Source organism: Phenylobacterium sp. (assembly GCF_036502675.1).
Lineage (GTDB): Bacteria > Pseudomonadota > Alphaproteobacteria > Caulobacterales > Caulobacteraceae > Phenylobacterium.
Genome location: NZ_DASXYF010000051.1, coordinates 38,620 through 51,991, shown reverse-complemented (window position 1 = coordinate 51,991; position 13,372 = coordinate 38,620). Strand labels below are relative to the sequence as shown.

The window sequence follows — 13,372 nt, the reverse complement described above, 5'->3', positions numbered from 1 at the left end:
CCGCGAGGGTGGCCGCACGGTGGGCGCCGGCGTGGTCTCCAAGATCATCGAATAGTCCCAGCCCTGCAGGGACGCCCATGATCAGGCCGCCGGCGGGAAACCCCGGCGGCCTTTTCATTGGCACCCCCGCCGGCGCCGGCGACCTCATGACCCCGAATTAAGCTGCCGGCGCGCGCCTTGAGGGCTACCGTCGCGCCGCAACGACACGGGGACGAAACAGGATGCGCCAATTCTGCGCCTGGACTGCGGCGGCCTTCGCCATGGCGGCCGGCGGCGCCCAGGCCGCTTCCGTGGAACTGCGCGACGCGGTCGCCCGGGTGACGGTGATCCCCGAGGCCCGCAACGACGTGAAGGTGGAGTTCGTCCGCGAGAACCCGCGCCTGCCGATCAAGCTGCGGACGGCCGGCGACAAGCTGATCATCGACGGCAACCTCGACCGCAAGATCCGCGGCTGCCGCACCGTGGCGGGCGGGGTGGTGGTCACCGTGGCCGGGCTGGGCGACGTGCCCCTGGCCGAGATGCCGCAGATCGTCATCCGCACGCCGCGCAACGTGGAGCTGGCCTCCGGGGGGGCGGTGTTCGGCGTCATTGGCCGCTCGGCCAACGTCGACCTGTCCAGCGCCGGCTGCGGCGACTGGACCATCGGCAACGTCGACGGCCTCCTCAAGCTCAGCCAGGCGGGTTCCGGCGACGCCCGCGCCGGCGCGGCCGGCCAGGCGCGCCTGCGGGTCGCGGGCTCCGGCGACATCACCGCGGCCCGGGTGCGCGGGCCGCTGGAGGTGGACGTGGCCGGCTCCGGCGACGTCTCGGTGATGGCGATCTCCGGCCCGCTGAACGTCCGGGTGGCGGGCTCCGGCGACGTGAAGGTGGGCTCCGGCCGCGCCAGCCTGATGACCGTCAGCATCGCCGGCTCCGGCGACGTGGAGTTCCTGGGCGTGGCCGGCGCCCTGAAGGCGCGGGTGGCGGGCTCCGGCGACATTCACGCCCGCCGGGTGACCGGGCCGGTGGAGAAGCACGTCCTGGGCTCCGGCGCGGTCACCGTCGGCTGAGGGGAGGGGGCGTCGCGCCTCGAAAACCCTAGCGGCGCAAGCGATCTGGCGCTTGACCCGCCGTCTGCGAGCGCGTAATGACCCGCCTCCTGTTGGACCGGCTGTAGCCCCCGGCGTGATTTGGGGTCTAGACGCGGTGCGCAGAGCGACCTGAGGCAATGTTTTTTACAGCGTTTCGGGGAAGGGCCCTCGCTTTCGGCGCGGGCCTCTGTCGTTTTTGCGGACTTTCGCGTCCGGGCCTCCGTAAGGGGGACCGAGTTGGTCTTTGAAATGGTCAATGCACGCGGGCGGCCCGCCGTCTGTAGGGGAAATTGAAGAGCGATATGGATCGTCAGAACATCCGCATCCGGCTCAAGGCCTTCGATCACCGCGTGCTGGATCATTCCACCCGCGAGATCGTCAATACGGCCAAGCGCACCGGCGCGACCGTGCGGGGGCCCATCCCCCTGCCGACCCGCATTGAGAAATTCACCGTCAACCGCTCGCCGCATATCGACAAGAAGTCGCGCGAGCAGTTCGAAATCCGCACGCACAAGCGCGTGCTCGACATCGTCGACCCCACCCCGCAGACCGTTGACGCCCTCATGAAGCTCGACCTGTCCGCCGGCGTGGACGTCGAGATCAAGCTTTAGGGGGATCGGTCGATGCGTACCGGCGTGATCGCCAAGAAACTGGGCATGGCGCGCTTCTTCGACGAAGCCGGCGTCCATGTGCCCGTGACCGTGCTCAGCCTCGAAGGCTGCCAGGTCACCGGCCACCGCACCAAGGACAAGGACGGCTACGTCGCCATCCAGCTCGGGGCCGGCGCCAAGAAGCCGAAGAACACCTCCAAGGCCATGCGCGGCCACTTCGCCAAGGCCGAGGTCGAGCCCAAGCGCAAGCTGGCCGAGTTCCGGGTGTCCGAGGACAACCTCGTCGAGGTGGGCGCGGAACTCTCCGCCGACCATTTCGTACCCGGCCAGAAGGTGGACATCACCGGCTCCACCGTCGGCAAGGGCTTCGCCGGCGGCATGAAGCGCTGGAACTTCGGGGGCCTGCGGGCCACCCACGGGGTGTCGGTCTCGCACCGCAGCCTCGGCTCGACCGGCCAGCGGCAGGACCCGGGCAAGACCTTCAAGGGCAAGAAAATGGCCGGCCAGCTCGGCAACGAGACGGTCACCACGCTGAACCTCACCATCTGGCGCACCGACGCCGAGCGCGGCCTGATCCTGGTCAAGGGCGCGGTCCCGGGCACGGAAGGCTCGTTCGTCAAGATCCGCGACGCCGTGAAGTCGGCGCTGCACCCCGACGCGCCGAAGCCGGCGGGCCTGCGCAAGTCGGCCGCCGCGGCCGCTGCGGCTGAACCCGCCGAAACTCCGGCCGAAGAGGCCCCCGCGGCCGAAGCCGGCCCGGAGGACGCGCAATGAAGCTCGACGTCATCACCCTCGACGGCGGCAAGGGCGGCTCCATCGAGCTGTCGGACGCCATCTTCGGCATCGAAGAGATTCGCGGCGACATCCTGCAGCGCATGGTGACCTGGCAGCTCGCCAAGCGCCGCGCCGGCACCCACAAGGTGCAGGTCCGCAACGAGGTCTCGCGCACCGGCAAGAAGATGTACAAGCAGAAGGGCACCGGCGGCGCCCGTCACGGCTCGCGCCGGGCGGCCCAGTTCGTCGGCGGCGCCCGGGCCCACGGCCCCGTGGTCCGCAGCCACGCCTTCGACCTGCCCAAGAAGGTCCGCGCGCTGGCGCTGCGCCACGCGCTCTCCTCCAAGGCGAAGTCCGGCGCCCTGGTGGTGCTGGACAACGTGACGGTCGGCGAGGCCAAGACCGCCGCCTTGCGCGCCAAGCTCACCGGCATGGGCCTGACCAATGTGCTGGTGATCGCCGGCGCCGAGGTCGACGCCAACTTCGCCCGCGCCGCGCGCAACATCCCCAATGTGGACGTGCTGCCGAACGCCGGCCTCAACGTCTACGACGTGCTGCGTCGCCGCACCCTCGTCCTCACCCGGGACGCGGTCAGCGCGATCGAAGCGCGCTACGCCGAGCAGGAGGCTGCGTGATGGCCGATCCCACCCCTCGCCACTACGACACCATCCTGGCGCCGGTGATCACCGAAAAGGCCACCCTGCTCTCGGAGCAGAACAAGGTGGTCTTCCGGGTCGCGGGCGATTCCACCAAGGACGAGATCGCCGCCGCCGTCGAGGCGCTGTTCAAGGTCAGCGTGACCAAGGTCAACACCTTGAACGTCAAGGGCAAGACCAAGCGCTTCCGCGGGATCATGGGCCGGCGTTCCGACGTCAAGAAAGCCATCGTGACGCTGGCCGAAGGCCAGTCGATCGACATTACGACGGGGCTCTGATCCGATGGCCTTGAAGCAGTTCAATCCGACCTCCCCCTCGCGCCGCGGGCTGGTGCTGGTCGACCGGTCCGAGCTCCACAAGGGCCGGCCCGAGAAGTCGCTGGTCGAAGGCCTGACCAAGTCGGGCGGCCGTGGCGGCGGCGGCCGCATCGCGGTGCGGTTCCGCGGCGGCGGCGCCAAGCGCCTGTACCGCAAGGTGGACTTCAAGCGCCGCAAGTTCGACGTCGCGGGCGTCGTCCAGCGCCTGGAGTACGACCCCAACCGCACGGCCTTCATCGCGCTGGTGAAGTACGCCGACGGCGAGCTGGCCTACATCCTGGCTCCGCAACGGCTGAAGGCCGGCGACGAGGTCCTCGCCGCCGAGCGCGCCGACGTGAAGCCCGGCAACGCCATGCCGCTACGCGGCATGCCGATCGGCACCATCATCCACAACGTCGAGCTGAAGCCGCTCAAGGGCGGCCAGATCGCCCGCTCGGCCGGGGCCTACGCCCAGCTGGTCGGCCGTGACGCCGGCTACGCGCAGATCCGCCTGAATTCCGGCGAGCTGCGGATGGTGCAGGACGGCTGCATGGCCACGGTGGGCGCGGTCTCCAACCCCGACCACATGAACGAGGTGCTGGGCAAGGCCGGCCGCCGCCGCCACAAGGGCTTCCGCCCGCACGTGCGCGGCGTGGCCATGAACCCGGTCGACCACCCGCACGGGGGCGGCGAAGGCCGCACCTCCGGCGGCCGCCACCCGGTGAGCCCCACGGGCAAGCCGACCAAGGGCTCCAAGACCCGCAAGAACAAGGCGACGGACAAGTTCATCATCCGCTCGCGTCACGCCAGGAAGGCTCGGTAAGGCATGACCCGCTCTGTCTGGAAAGGTCCGTTCGTCGACGGCTATCTGCTGAAGAAGGCGGAGACTGCGCAGAACTCCGGCCGCAAGGACGTGATCAAGACCTGGTCGCGCCGCTCGACCATCATGCCGCAGTTCGTCGGCCTGATCTTCGGCGTGCACAACGGCCAAAAGCACGTGCCGGTGTCGGTGTCGGAAGACATGGTCGGCATGAAGCTCGGCGAGTTCGCCCCCACCCGGTACTTCCCGGGCCACGCGGCCGACAAGAAGGCCAAGAGAAAGTAGCATGAGCAAGCAAGCGAAAGCCCGCCGGCTCGCCCCTACCGAGGCCGTGGCCAAGGTCCGCACCCTGCGCACCAGCGCCCGCAAGCTGAACCTGGTGGCCGCCTCGATCCGCGGCCTGAAGGTGCAGCGGGCGCTGAACGAGCTGGAGTTCAGCCCCAAGCGCATCGCGCAGGACGTGCGCAAGGCGCTCTATTCGGCGGTCTCCAACGCGGAGAACAACCACAGCCTGGACATCGACTCGCTGGTCGTGGCCGAGGCCTTCGTGGGCAAGAACCTGGTCATGAAGCGCTTCGCCGCCCGTGCACGCGGCCGCGCCTCGCGCATCGAGAAGCCGTTCTCGGAGCTCACCATCATCGTGCGTGAATTGGGCGAGGCCGTCTGATGGGTCAGAAAGTCAATCCGGTCGGGCTGCGCCTCGGCATCAACCGCACCTGGGACTCGCGCTGGTTCGCCGACGGCTCCGACTACGGCCGCCTGCTGCACGAGGACATCAAGGTCCGCCGCGAACTGAAGAAGCGCCTCTATCAGGCCGGCGTCTCGCGCATCATCATCGAGCGGCCGCACAAGAAGTGCCGCGTCACCATCTACGCCGCCCGTCCGGGCGTGATCATCGGCAAGAAAGGCGCCGACATCGAGAAGCTCCGCAAGGACCTCTCGGCGCTCACCGAGGGCGAGGTGCACCTGAACATCGTCGAGATCCGCAAGCCGGAGACCGACGCCCAGCTGGTCGCCGAGAACATCGCCCAGCAGCTCGAGCGCCGGGTGGCGTTCCGCCGGGCCATGAAGCGGTCGATGCAGAGCGCCATGCGCCTGGGCGCCAAGGGCGTGCGGATCAACGTCTCCGGCCGCCTCGGCGGCGCGGAAATCGCCCGCATGGAATGGTACCGCGAAGGCCGCGTGCCGCTGCACACCCTGCGCGCCGACGTCGACTACGGTTTCGCCGAGGCCAAGACCACCTACGGCATCATCGGGGTGAAGGTCTGGGTGTTCAAGGGCGAGGTCCTCGACCACGACCCGATGGCGCTGGACAAGCGCCTGGCCAGCGAATCCGGCCCGGCCGGCGAGGGCGGCGGACGCGACCGCTCGGGCGATCGTCCCGACCGCGGCCGTCGCGATCGCCGCGAACAGGCGGCGTAGGGGCTTAGATCATGCTGTCTCCGAAAAAGACCAAGTACCGCAAGCAGTTCAAGGGCCGCATCCACGGGATGACCAAGGGCGGGGCCACGCTGAACTTCGGCTCCTACGGGCTGAAGTCGATCGAGCCCGAGCGGATCACCGCCCGGCAGATCGAGGCGGCCCGCCGCGCGATCACCCGCCAGATGAAGCGTCAGGGCCGGGTGTGGATCCGCATCTTCCCGGACGTGCCGGTCACCGACAAGCCGGCGGAAGTGCGGATGGGCAAGGGCAAGGGCGCGGTGGAGTACTGGGCCGCCCGCGTGGCGCCCGGCCGCATCATGTTCGAGATCGACGGGGTGCCGGACGACGTGGCCCGCGAGGCCCTGCGCCTGGGCGCCGCCAAGCTGCCGGTGAAGACCCGCGTGGTCACCCGCATCGAAGCCGCCGCCGTCGCGGAGCACGCGTGATGAAGATCGATGAAATCCGGGGCATGACGCCCGACCAACTGGCCGAGAGCCTGCTGAACCTGAAGAAGGAGCAGTTCAACCTGCGCTTCCAGAGGGCCACCGGCCAGCTCGAGAAGACCCACCGGGTCGACGAGGTGCGCAAGGATATCGCGCGCATCAAGACGACCCTGCGGACCAAGCAGGCCAAGGCCTAGGAGACCCCGATATGCCGAAGCGAATTCTCGAAGGCGTGGTCGTCTCCGACAAGGGCGACAAGACGGTGATCGTGCGCGTGGAGCGCACCTTCCTGCACCCGCTGCTGAAGAAGACCGTCCGCCGGTCCAAGCGCTATCACGCCCACGACGAGGCCAACGCCTACAAGGCTGGCGAATCGGCGCGGATCATCGAGTGCGCGCCGAAGTCCAAGCTCAAGACCTGGGAAGTGCTGCCTAAGGGCGGCGCGGCTCAGGCGTAAAAGGTCCGACCGATGATCCAGATGCAGACCAACCTCGAGGTCGCCGACAACTCCGGCGCCCGCCGCGTCATGTGCATCAAGGTGCTGGGCGGGGCCAAGCGCCGCTACGCGGGCGTGGGTGACAAGATCGTCGTCTCCGTCAAGGAGGCGATCCCGCGCGGCCGCGTGAAGAAGGGCGACGTGCTGCAGGCGATCGTCGTGCGCACGTCCTCGGCCATCAAGCGCAAGGACGGCTCGGTGATCCGCTTCGACAAGAACGCGGCGGTGATCGTCAACAAGCAAAGCGAGCCGATCGGCACGCGGATCTTCGGCCCGGTTCCGCGCGAGCTGCGCGCGAAGAACCACATGAAGATCATTTCGCTCGCGCCCGAGGTGCTGTGATGGCTGCGAAGATCAAGAAGGGCGACCGGGTCGTCCTGCTCGCCGGCAAGGACAAGGGCCGTCAGGGCTCCGTCCTGCGGGTGAACCCGAAAGAACAGCGCGTGGTGGTGGAGGGGCTGAACATGGTTCAGCGCCATACCCGCCCCTCGCAGGCCGATCCCCAGGGGGGGATCAAGAACAAGGAAGCGCCGCTGCACGTGTCGAACGTGGCCATCGTCGACTCCAAGGGCAAGCCGACACGCGTCGGCTTCCGCGAAGAGTCCGGCAAGAAGGTGCGGTTCGCCAAGACGACCGGCGAGGTGATCAATGGCTGAGCAAGCTTACGAACCGCGGCTGAAGTCCGTGTACCGGGAGAAGATCCGCCCGGCGCTGAAGGAGAAGTTCGGCTACACCAACGAGATGCAGATCCCCAAGCTGGACAAGATCGTCCTGAACATGGGGATCGGCGAGGCGGTGTCGGACTCCAAGAAGGCCAACGCGGCCATGCATGACCTGGCGCTGATCGCCGGCCAGAAGCCCGCGCCGACCCGCGCGCGCCTCTCGGTCGCGGCGTTCAAGCTGCGCGAGGGCATGGTCATCGGCGCCAAGGTGACGTTGCGCAAGGACCGGATGTACGAGTTCCTCGACCGCCTGGTCACCGTGGCCCTGCCGCGGGTGAAGGACTTCCGGGGCCTGAAGCCCACCTCCTTCGACGGCCGCGGCAACTACGCCATGGGCCTGAAGGAGCACCTGGTGTTCCCGGAGATCAACTACGACCAGATCGACCAGGTCTGGGGCATGGACATCATCGTCTGCACGACTGCGAACTCCGACGACGAAGCGCGCGAGCTTCTCAGGGAATTCCAGTTCCCGTTCAACGCTTAAGGACGGGAGAGGAAAGAGCAAATGGCTAAGAAAAGCGCCGTCAACCGCAACAACCGCGTCAAGCGCCTGGTCGTGCAGTTCGCCGACAAGCGCAAGGCGCTGAAGAAGATCGCCAACGACGACAGCCTGCCGCTGGAGGACCGCTTCGACGCGCGTCTGAAGCTGGCCGAGCTGCCGCGCAACTCTTCGGCGGTGCGGATCCGCAACCGCTGCGAGATCAGCGGCCGTCCGCGGGGCTACTATCGCAAGCTGCGCATGAGCCGGATCGCTCTGCGCGACCTCGGGGCCGCGGGGCACATCCCCGGCCTCGTCAAGTCGAGCTGGTAAGGGAGGATCACGATGGTCAACGACCCGATCGGCGATCTGATCGCCCGGATCAAGAACGCCGGGATGCGCGGCCGCTCCAAGGTGAGCACGCCGGCCTCGAAGATGCGCGCCCGCGTGCTCGACGTGCTGGCCGACGAAGGCTACATCCGCGGCTACGCCCTGGTGGAGAAGCCCGGGGCCTTCCCCGAGTTCGAGATCGAGCTCAAGTACTTCGACGGCCTGCCGGTGATCGCCGAGATCGCCCGCGTCTCCAAGCCCGGCCGTCGGGTCTACACTTCGATCGGCGACCTGAAGCCGATCAAGAACGGCCTCGGGATCTCGATCCTCTCCACGCCGAAGGGCGTGATGTCCGACAACGCCGCACGCGACGCCAACGTCGGCGGCGAAGTGCTCTGCCGGGTGTACTGACATGTCCCGTATCGGAAAGAAGGCTGTCGCCGTGCCCAACGGGGTGTCGGTCGACCTCCAAGGCCAGACGGTCACGGTGAAGGGGCCCAAGGGCCAGCTCTCCTGGACCGTGCCCGACGACATCGTGGTCGGCCAGGACGGCGGCCAGCTGAACCTGGCCATGCGCCAGGACACCCAGCGCGCCCACGCCATGTGGGGCCTGTCGCGCACCCTGGTGAACAACATGGTGGTCGGCGTCACCGAAGGCTACGAGCGCACGCTTGAGCTGGTCGGCGTGGGCTATCGCGCGGCCCTCAAGGGCCAGGCGCTCTCGCTGCAGCTCGGCTTCAGCCACGACGTGGACGTTCCGGCCCCGGCCGGCGTGGCCTTCGCCGTGCCGAAGCAGACCGAGATCAAGATCAGCGGCATCGACAAGCAGCTCGTCGGCGAAACCGCCGCCCGCATCCGCCGCCTGCGTCCACCGGAGCCCTACAAGGGCAAGGGCGTGCGCTATGCCGGCGAACAGGTTCGCCGCAAGGAAGGCAAGAAGAAGTAGGCCATGGCGCTCTCTCCCCGCGATACGACCAAGAAGCGCGCCCGGCGCGTCCGCATCCGGCTCCGCACGGTGGCGAACGGCCGCCCGCGGCTGTCGGTCTTCCGCTCGTCCAAGAACATCTACGCCCAGGTGATCGACGACGAGCGCGGCGTCACCCTGGCGGCCGCTTCCACCCTGGAGGCCGATAAGGGCTCCAAGGGCGCCGACCGGGACGCCGCAGCCCGCGTGGGCGCCCTGGTGGCGCAGCGCGCCATCGAAAAGGGCGTCAAGGACGTGGTGTTCGACCGCGGCGGTTATCTTTTCCATGGCCGGGTGAAAGCCCTGGCCGACGCCGCGCGCGAAGCCGGCTTGAACTTCTAAGGAACAGTCGATGGCTCGCAGGAACGAAGAGCGCGGCGACCGCCGGAATCGGGATGAAGCCGACAGCGACATCGTCGAGAAGCTCGTCCACATCAACCGCGTCGCCGCCACCGTCAAAGGCGGCCGCCGCTTCTCCTTCGCCGCCCTGATGGTGGTCGGCGACCAGAAGGGCCGCGTGGGTTTCGGTCACGGCAAGGCGCGTGAAGTGCCGGAAGCCATCCGCAAGGCGACCGAGGAAGCCAAGAAGTCGATGATCCGCGTGCCGCTGCGCGAAAGCCGCACCCTGCACCACGACGGCAGTGGCCGCTGGGGCGCGGGCAAGGTGATGGTCCGCGCCGCGCCTCCCGGCACCGGCGTCATCGCCGGCGGTCCGATGCGCGCGGTGCTGGAAACCCTCGGCGTGCAGGACGTGGTCGGCAAGTCGGTCGGCTCGTCCAACCCCTACAACATGGTGCGCGCCACGTTCGAGGCGCTGAAGGTGCAGTCGTCGCCCCGCCAGGTGGCCTCCAAGCGCGGCAAGAAGGTCGCCGACGTGATCGGCCGCCGCGCCGACGGCGCCTCGGCTGCGCCCGCCGACGCCGAAGGATAAGCGAGATGGCTCAGATCAAGGTTCGTCAGACCGGCAGCCCGATCCGCCGGACCAAGGACCAGCGGGCCACGCTCGCCGGCCTCGGCCTGAACAAGATCGGCCGCGTGTCGACCCTGGAGGACACCCCCTCCGTGCGCGGCATGATCGCCAAGGTGCAGCACCTGCTCGAGGTGGTCGCCGACTAGATCCGCCCGTTCCGGCTTTCGCCGGGACGAGCGCTGTTTTTATCAAAGCCGAGTCGGGCTCCGCCCGGCGACAGATCTCCAAGGAGAGGCGACATGGTGAAGCTGAACGAACTGGCCCCCCGCGAGGGCTCCGTCAAAGGCCGCATGCGCGTTGGCCGCGGCCCGGGCTCGGGCAAGGGCAAGACCGCCGGCCGCGGCGTGAAGGGCCAGAAGTCCCGTTCGGGCGTGGCCATCGCCGGCTTCGAGGGCGGCCAGATGCCGCTGCACATGCGCATGCCCAAGCGCGGCTTCAACAGCCTGGACCGCAAGGACTTCGCCGAGGTCAACCTGTGGCGCCTGGAGCAGGCGATCGCCGCCGGCAAGCTCGACGCCGGCAAGCCGATCGACGGCGAGGTCCTGGTGGCCTCGGGCGTGCTGCGCCGCGTCAAGGACGGCGTGAAGCTGCTGGGCAAGGGCGCGCTGAAGTCCAAGCTGGACATCACGGTGCACCACGCCTCGGCCTCCGCCCGCGAAGCGGTGGAGAAGGCCGGCGGCAAGCTCACCACCACCCGCAAGGATACGCCGGCCGCCGCCGAGGTCTGACGCCCGTGTCGGGCCGATGACAGGGGGCGTCGAACCTCCTATGTACGACCCGACCGTGATCGTGGGGATGTAGATGGCCTCGGCCGCCGAACAGCTTGCCGCCAACCTGAACGTCGGCGCCTTCCAGAAGGCGACCGAGCTGCACAAGCGCATCTGGTTCACCCTGGCGGCGCTGGTGGTCTATCGCCTCGGCACCCACATCCCGATCCCGGGCATCGATTCCGTCGCCTTCGCCCAGGCCTTCTCCGGCCAGGCCAAGGGCATCCTGGGCATGTTCAACATGTTCTCGGGCGGCGCCGTGCAGCGCATGGCGATCTTCTCGCTGAACGTGATGCCCTACATCTCGGCGTCGATCATCGTGCAGCTGCTGGGCACCATCTATCCGCCGTGGGAAAAGCTCCGGAAGGAAGGCGGGGAGGCGGGGCGCAAGCAGCTCAACCAGTACACCCGCTACCTGACCGTCGTCCTCGCCGTGTTCCAGGGCTTCGGGATCGCCGCCACCCTGCAGGCGAACCAGGGCCTGGTGCTCAATCCCGGGCCGTTCTTCCTGCTTTCGACGGTGGTGACGCTCACCGGCGGCACCATGTTCCTGATGTGGCTGGGCGAGCAGATCACCAGCCGCGGGGTGGGCAACGGCGTCTCGCTGATCATCTTCGCCGGCATCGTGGCGGTGCTGCCGCAGGGCGTGGCGCAGATGTTCGCCATGACCCAGACCGGCGCCCTGTCGGGCATGGCGGTGCTGCTGATCGTGGGGCTGGCCATCGCGGTGGTGTTCGCCATCGTATTCATGGAACGCTCGCAGCGCCGGCTGCTGGTGCAGTACCCCAAGCGCCAGCAGGGCAACCGCATGTTCGGCGGCGACACCTCCTTCCTGCCCTTGAAGATCAACACCTCGGGCGTGATCCCGCCGATCTTCGCCTCCAGCCTGCTGCTGCTGCCGGCCACGGTGATGGGCTTCGCCGCCACCGCCGACTTGCCGGCCTGGGCCCAGTGGCTGCCGGGCGCGGTGGGCCAGCTGCAGCATGGCCGGCCGCTGTTCATGCTGCTCTACGGCGCCCTGATCGTGTTCTTCTGCTTCTTCTACACCTCGGTGGTGTTCAATCCGGAGGACACGGCGGAGAACCTGCGCAAGTACGGCGGCTTCCTGCCCGGCATCCGCCCCGGCAAGCGCACCGCGGAATATCTCGACTACGTGCTGAGCCGCCTGACCGTGATCGGCGCCGCCTATATCGCCGTGGTCTGCCTGCTGCCCGAGGCGCTGATCGGCTTCTACAACGCCCCCTTCTACCTGGGCGGCACCTCGATCCTCATCGTGGTCAGCGTCACCATGGACACGGTGACGCAGATCCAGTCGCACCTTTTGGCCCACCAGTACGAGGGCCTGATCAAGAAATCCAAGCTGCGCGGCGGCCGCACCCGCTGAGCAGGCTTCCGGGCGAGATTGGCGCCCGCGAGGGGGAACGTAATTTATGAATCTGATTTTGTTCGGTCCGCCCGCGGCGGGGAAGGGGACCCAGGCCAAGCGCCTGGTGCACTCCCGCAGGATGGTCCAGCTCTCCACCGGCGACATGCTGCGCGCCGCCGTGGCCTCCGGCTCGCCGCTGGGCAAGCGTGTGGAGGGCATCATGCGCGAGGGCGGCCTGGTCTCCGACGACATCGTGGTCTCGCTGATCGAGGAGCGCCTGCCCGAGGCCGACGCCGCCGGCGGCGCGATCTTCGACGGCTTCCCGCGCACCCTGGCCCAGGCCCAGGCGCTGGACACGATGCTGGAGGGCCGCGGCGCGCGCATCGACCTGGTCATCCGGCTGAAGGTGGACGACGCTGCCCTGCTGCAACGGATCGCCGGCCGCTTCGCCGAATCCGGCCGGCCCGACGACAATCCGGAGAGTTTCAAGGTCCGCCTGGCCGCCTACAACGACCAGACCGCGCCCTTGCTGCCCTACTACCAGAACCACAACAAGCTGGTGGAGGTCGACGGGATGGGAACGGTGGACGAAGTGGCTTGCGCCATCGACGAGGCCCTCGACGCCCCCCGATGGTGAACACCCGGTTCCGCGCCCGGATCGGGACGTGATCGGACAGTTAGAAATCAGCGCTTAACGCATTGACGGAAACGCAGCGATCCCTATAACGAGGCGCTTCCGCGAAAGGGCGCGAGGGACGTGCCGGCCGAAAGCCGGGGCGCCGTTCGTGCTTCTCTGCGTGACCAGGAGAGATCTTCAGTGGCCCGCATCGCAGGCGTCAACATCCCCACGAACAAGCGCGTCGTCATCGCGTTGCAGTACATCCACGGCATCGGCCAGGCGAAGGCCGCCGAGATCGTACACAAGGTCGGCCTCGACGAGGGCCGGCGCGTGAATCAGCTCACCGACGCCGAGGTGCTGCAGATCCGCGAAGCCATCGACCGCGACTACACGGTGGAAGGCGACCTGCGCCGCGAGACCGCCGTCAACATCAAGCGGCTGATGGACCTGGCGTGCTACCGCGGCCTGCGTCACCGCAAGGGCCTGCCGGTCCGCGGCCAGCGCACCCATACGAACGCCCGCACCCGCAAGGGTCCGGCCAAGCCGATCGCCGGCAAGAAGAAGTAGA

General features: G+C 68.2%; 25 protein-coding genes. All 25 read left to right on the top strand.

Features of this window, described 5'->3' with window-relative positions; translation table 11 throughout:
- Positions 1 to 221: 221 nt before the first annotated feature.
- The 25 genes from VGL30_RS05805 (at position 222) to rpsM (ending at position 13,371) form a co-directional block, all read left to right on the top strand.
- On the top strand, positions 222 to 1,049 hold the full coding sequence (locus tag VGL30_RS05805; protein WP_331537733.1) for a GIN domain-containing protein: 828 nt from the start codon (positions 222 to 224) through the stop codon (positions 1,047 to 1,049).
- A 323-nt stretch (positions 1,050 to 1,372) separates the two neighbouring features.
- Positions 1,373 to 1,681 (top strand): 30S ribosomal protein S10, encoded by a 309-nt coding sequence (rpsJ, locus tag VGL30_RS05800; RefSeq protein ID WP_012521787.1) that lies wholly within the window; start codon positions 1,373 to 1,375, stop codon positions 1,679 to 1,681.
- 12 nt (positions 1,682 to 1,693) lie between these two features.
- Positions 1,694 to 2,455 (top strand): 50S ribosomal protein L3, encoded by a 762-nt coding sequence (gene rplC, locus VGL30_RS05795; protein ID WP_331537728.1) that lies wholly within the window; start codon positions 1,694 to 1,696, stop codon positions 2,453 to 2,455.
- Complete coding sequence (gene rplD, locus VGL30_RS05790; protein ID WP_331537726.1) at positions 2,452 to 3,090, top strand: 50S ribosomal protein L4; 639 nt, start codon at positions 2,452 to 2,454, stop codon at positions 3,088 to 3,090. Before rplC ends, rplD begins: the two co-directional genes overlap by 4 nt.
- Positions 3,090 to 3,389 (top strand): 50S ribosomal protein L23, encoded by a 300-nt coding sequence (locus VGL30_RS05785; RefSeq protein WP_331537724.1) that lies wholly within the window; start codon positions 3,090 to 3,092, stop codon positions 3,387 to 3,389. Before rplD ends, VGL30_RS05785 begins: the two co-directional genes overlap by 1 nt.
- 4 nt (positions 3,390 to 3,393) lie before the next feature.
- The gene (rplB, locus tag VGL30_RS05780; RefSeq protein ID WP_331537722.1) at positions 3,394 to 4,230 is read left to right on the top strand and encodes a 50S ribosomal protein L2; all 837 of its coding nucleotides are present in this window, start codon (positions 3,394 to 3,396) and stop codon (positions 4,228 to 4,230) included.
- A 3-nt stretch (positions 4,231 to 4,233) separates the two neighbouring features.
- Positions 4,234 to 4,512, top strand: a complete 279-nt coding sequence (gene rpsS, locus VGL30_RS05775; protein ID WP_331537720.1) for a 30S ribosomal protein S19 — start codon at positions 4,234 to 4,236, stop codon at positions 4,510 to 4,512.
- Between the two features lies 1 nt (position 4,513).
- Positions 4,514 to 4,894: a 50S ribosomal protein L22 gene (rplV, locus tag VGL30_RS05770; RefSeq protein WP_331537719.1), complete on the top strand. Its 381-nt coding sequence runs from the start codon at positions 4,514 to 4,516 to the stop codon at positions 4,892 to 4,894.
- Positions 4,894 to 5,649 carry a 30S ribosomal protein S3 gene (rpsC, locus tag VGL30_RS05765; RefSeq protein ID WP_331537717.1) on the top strand — a complete coding sequence of 252 codons (756 nt, stop codon included), beginning with the start codon at positions 4,894 to 4,896 and terminating at the stop codon, positions 5,647 to 5,649. The genes rplV and rpsC overlap by 1 nt, the downstream gene beginning before the upstream one ends.
- An 11-nt stretch (positions 5,650 to 5,660) precedes the next feature.
- Positions 5,661 to 6,095 carry a 50S ribosomal protein L16 gene (gene rplP, locus VGL30_RS05760; protein ID WP_331537715.1) on the top strand — a complete coding sequence of 145 codons (435 nt, stop codon included), beginning with the start codon at positions 5,661 to 5,663 and terminating at the stop codon, positions 6,093 to 6,095.
- Positions 6,095 to 6,289, top strand: a complete 195-nt coding sequence (gene rpmC / locus VGL30_RS05755) for a 50S ribosomal protein L29 (protein WP_331537713.1) — start codon at positions 6,095 to 6,097, stop codon at positions 6,287 to 6,289. The genes rplP and rpmC overlap by 1 nt, the downstream gene beginning before the upstream one ends.
- 11 nt (positions 6,290 to 6,300) lie before the next feature.
- Positions 6,301 to 6,549: a 30S ribosomal protein S17 gene (rpsQ, locus tag VGL30_RS05750; RefSeq protein ID WP_331537711.1), complete on the top strand. Its 249-nt coding sequence runs from the start codon at positions 6,301 to 6,303 to the stop codon at positions 6,547 to 6,549.
- A gap of 12 nt (positions 6,550 to 6,561) precedes the next feature.
- Entirely contained in the window at positions 6,562 to 6,930 is a 369-nt protein-coding gene (gene rplN / locus VGL30_RS05745; protein ID WP_331537709.1) for a 50S ribosomal protein L14, read from the top strand.
- The gene (gene rplX / locus VGL30_RS05740; RefSeq protein WP_331537707.1) at positions 6,930 to 7,244 is read left to right on the top strand and encodes a 50S ribosomal protein L24; all 315 of its coding nucleotides are present in this window, start codon (positions 6,930 to 6,932) and stop codon (positions 7,242 to 7,244) included. Before rplN ends, rplX begins: the two co-directional genes overlap by 1 nt.
- Positions 7,237 to 7,794: a 50S ribosomal protein L5 gene (rplE, locus tag VGL30_RS05735; RefSeq protein ID WP_331537705.1), complete on the top strand. Its 558-nt coding sequence runs from the start codon at positions 7,237 to 7,239 to the stop codon at positions 7,792 to 7,794. Before rplX ends, rplE begins: the two co-directional genes overlap by 8 nt.
- A 21-nt stretch (positions 7,795 to 7,815) precedes the next feature.
- Positions 7,816 to 8,121, top strand: a complete 306-nt coding sequence (gene rpsN, locus VGL30_RS05730) for a 30S ribosomal protein S14 (RefSeq protein ID WP_331537703.1) — start codon at positions 7,816 to 7,818, stop codon at positions 8,119 to 8,121.
- 12 nt (positions 8,122 to 8,133) lie between these two features.
- Entirely contained in the window at positions 8,134 to 8,529 is a 396-nt protein-coding gene (gene rpsH, locus VGL30_RS05725; protein WP_331537701.1) for a 30S ribosomal protein S8, read from the top strand.
- Position 8,530: 1 nt separating this feature from the next.
- Positions 8,531 to 9,064 (top strand): 50S ribosomal protein L6, encoded by a 534-nt coding sequence (gene rplF, locus VGL30_RS05720; protein ID WP_331537699.1) that lies wholly within the window; start codon positions 8,531 to 8,533, stop codon positions 9,062 to 9,064.
- Positions 9,065 to 9,067: 3 nt separating this feature from the next.
- A complete protein-coding gene (gene rplR / locus VGL30_RS05715) occupies positions 9,068 to 9,424 on the top strand; it encodes a 50S ribosomal protein L18 (protein WP_331537697.1) in 357 nt (118 codons plus the stop codon).
- A 10-nt stretch (positions 9,425 to 9,434) separates the two neighbouring features.
- Complete coding sequence (gene rpsE / locus VGL30_RS05710) at positions 9,435 to 10,013, top strand: 30S ribosomal protein S5 (RefSeq protein ID WP_331537695.1); 579 nt, start codon at positions 9,435 to 9,437, stop codon at positions 10,011 to 10,013.
- 5 nt (positions 10,014 to 10,018) lie between these two features.
- Positions 10,019 to 10,198 carry a 50S ribosomal protein L30 gene (rpmD, locus tag VGL30_RS05705; protein ID WP_414694959.1) on the top strand — a complete coding sequence of 60 codons (180 nt, stop codon included), beginning with the start codon at positions 10,019 to 10,021 and terminating at the stop codon, positions 10,196 to 10,198.
- A 93-nt stretch (positions 10,199 to 10,291) separates the two neighbouring features.
- Positions 10,292 to 10,780 carry a 50S ribosomal protein L15 gene (gene rplO / locus VGL30_RS05700; RefSeq protein ID WP_331537693.1) on the top strand — a complete coding sequence of 163 codons (489 nt, stop codon included), beginning with the start codon at positions 10,292 to 10,294 and terminating at the stop codon, positions 10,778 to 10,780.
- Between the two features lie 73 nt (positions 10,781 to 10,853).
- On the top strand, positions 10,854 to 12,203 hold the full coding sequence (secY, locus tag VGL30_RS05695; protein ID WP_331537691.1) for a preprotein translocase subunit SecY: 1,350 nt from the start codon (positions 10,854 to 10,856) through the stop codon (positions 12,201 to 12,203).
- 46 nt (positions 12,204 to 12,249) lie between these two features.
- A complete protein-coding gene (locus VGL30_RS05690) occupies positions 12,250 to 12,822 on the top strand; it encodes an adenylate kinase (RefSeq protein WP_331537689.1) in 573 nt (190 codons plus the stop codon).
- Between the two features lie 180 nt (positions 12,823 to 13,002).
- Positions 13,003 to 13,371: a 30S ribosomal protein S13 gene (gene rpsM / locus VGL30_RS05685; RefSeq protein WP_331537687.1), complete on the top strand. Its 369-nt coding sequence runs from the start codon at positions 13,003 to 13,005 to the stop codon at positions 13,369 to 13,371.
- Position 13,372: the final 1 nt, after the last annotated feature.

Excerpts from the sequence above, each read along its gene's own strand:
- VGL30_RS05690 (WP_331537689.1), top strand. The coding sequence starts at position 12,250 with ATGAATCTGATTTTGTTCGGTCCGCCCGCGGCGGGGAAGGGGACCCAG.
- rpsS (WP_331537720.1), top strand. The coding sequence starts at position 4,234 with ATGACCCGCTCTGTCTGGAAAGGTCCGTTCGTCGACGGCTATCTGCTG.
- rpsC (WP_331537717.1), top strand. The coding sequence starts at position 4,894 with ATGGGTCAGAAAGTCAATCCGGTCGGGCTGCGCCTCGGCATCAACCGC.
- rpmC (WP_331537713.1), top strand. The coding sequence starts at position 6,095 with ATGAAGATCGATGAAATCCGGGGCATGACGCCCGACCAACTGGCCGAG.
- rpsJ (WP_012521787.1), top strand. The coding sequence starts at position 1,373 with ATGGATCGTCAGAACATCCGCATCCGGCTCAAGGCCTTCGATCACCGC.
- rpsQ (WP_331537711.1), top strand. The coding sequence starts at position 6,301 with ATGCCGAAGCGAATTCTCGAAGGCGTGGTCGTCTCCGACAAGGGCGAC.
- rplF (WP_331537699.1), top strand. The coding sequence starts at position 8,531 with ATGTCCCGTATCGGAAAGAAGGCTGTCGCCGTGCCCAACGGGGTGTCG.
- rpsE (WP_331537695.1), top strand. The coding sequence starts at position 9,435 with ATGGCTCGCAGGAACGAAGAGCGCGGCGACCGCCGGAATCGGGATGAA.
- rpsN (WP_331537703.1), top strand. The coding sequence starts at position 7,816 with ATGGCTAAGAAAAGCGCCGTCAACCGCAACAACCGCGTCAAGCGCCTG.
- rplO (WP_331537693.1), top strand. The coding sequence starts at position 10,292 with ATGGTGAAGCTGAACGAACTGGCCCCCCGCGAGGGCTCCGTCAAAGGC.
- rplP (WP_331537715.1), top strand. The coding sequence starts at position 5,661 with ATGCTGTCTCCGAAAAAGACCAAGTACCGCAAGCAGTTCAAGGGCCGC.
- rplV (WP_331537719.1), top strand. The coding sequence starts at position 4,514 with ATGAGCAAGCAAGCGAAAGCCCGCCGGCTCGCCCCTACCGAGGCCGTG.
- rplE (WP_331537705.1), top strand. The coding sequence starts at position 7,237 with ATGGCTGAGCAAGCTTACGAACCGCGGCTGAAGTCCGTGTACCGGGAG.
- rpmD (WP_414694959.1), top strand. The coding sequence starts at position 10,019 with ATGGCTCAGATCAAGGTTCGTCAGACCGGCAGCCCGATCCGCCGGACC.
- VGL30_RS05805 (WP_331537733.1), top strand. The coding sequence starts at position 222 with ATGCGCCAATTCTGCGCCTGGACTGCGGCGGCCTTCGCCATGGCGGCC.
- rplN (WP_331537709.1), top strand. The coding sequence starts at position 6,562 with ATGATCCAGATGCAGACCAACCTCGAGGTCGCCGACAACTCCGGCGCC.
- rplX (WP_331537707.1), top strand. The coding sequence starts at position 6,930 with ATGGCTGCGAAGATCAAGAAGGGCGACCGGGTCGTCCTGCTCGCCGGC.
- rplR (WP_331537697.1), top strand. The coding sequence starts at position 9,068 with ATGGCGCTCTCTCCCCGCGATACGACCAAGAAGCGCGCCCGGCGCGTC.
- rplD (WP_331537726.1), top strand. The coding sequence starts at position 2,452 with ATGAAGCTCGACGTCATCACCCTCGACGGCGGCAAGGGCGGCTCCATC.
- rplC (WP_331537728.1), top strand. The coding sequence starts at position 1,694 with ATGCGTACCGGCGTGATCGCCAAGAAACTGGGCATGGCGCGCTTCTTC.
- rplB (WP_331537722.1), top strand. The coding sequence starts at position 3,394 with ATGGCCTTGAAGCAGTTCAATCCGACCTCCCCCTCGCGCCGCGGGCTG.
- rpsH (WP_331537701.1), top strand. The coding sequence starts at position 8,134 with ATGGTCAACGACCCGATCGGCGATCTGATCGCCCGGATCAAGAACGCC.
- VGL30_RS05785 (WP_331537724.1), top strand. The coding sequence starts at position 3,090 with ATGGCCGATCCCACCCCTCGCCACTACGACACCATCCTGGCGCCGGTG.
- secY (WP_331537691.1), top strand. The coding sequence starts at position 10,854 with ATGGCCTCGGCCGCCGAACAGCTTGCCGCCAACCTGAACGTCGGCGCC.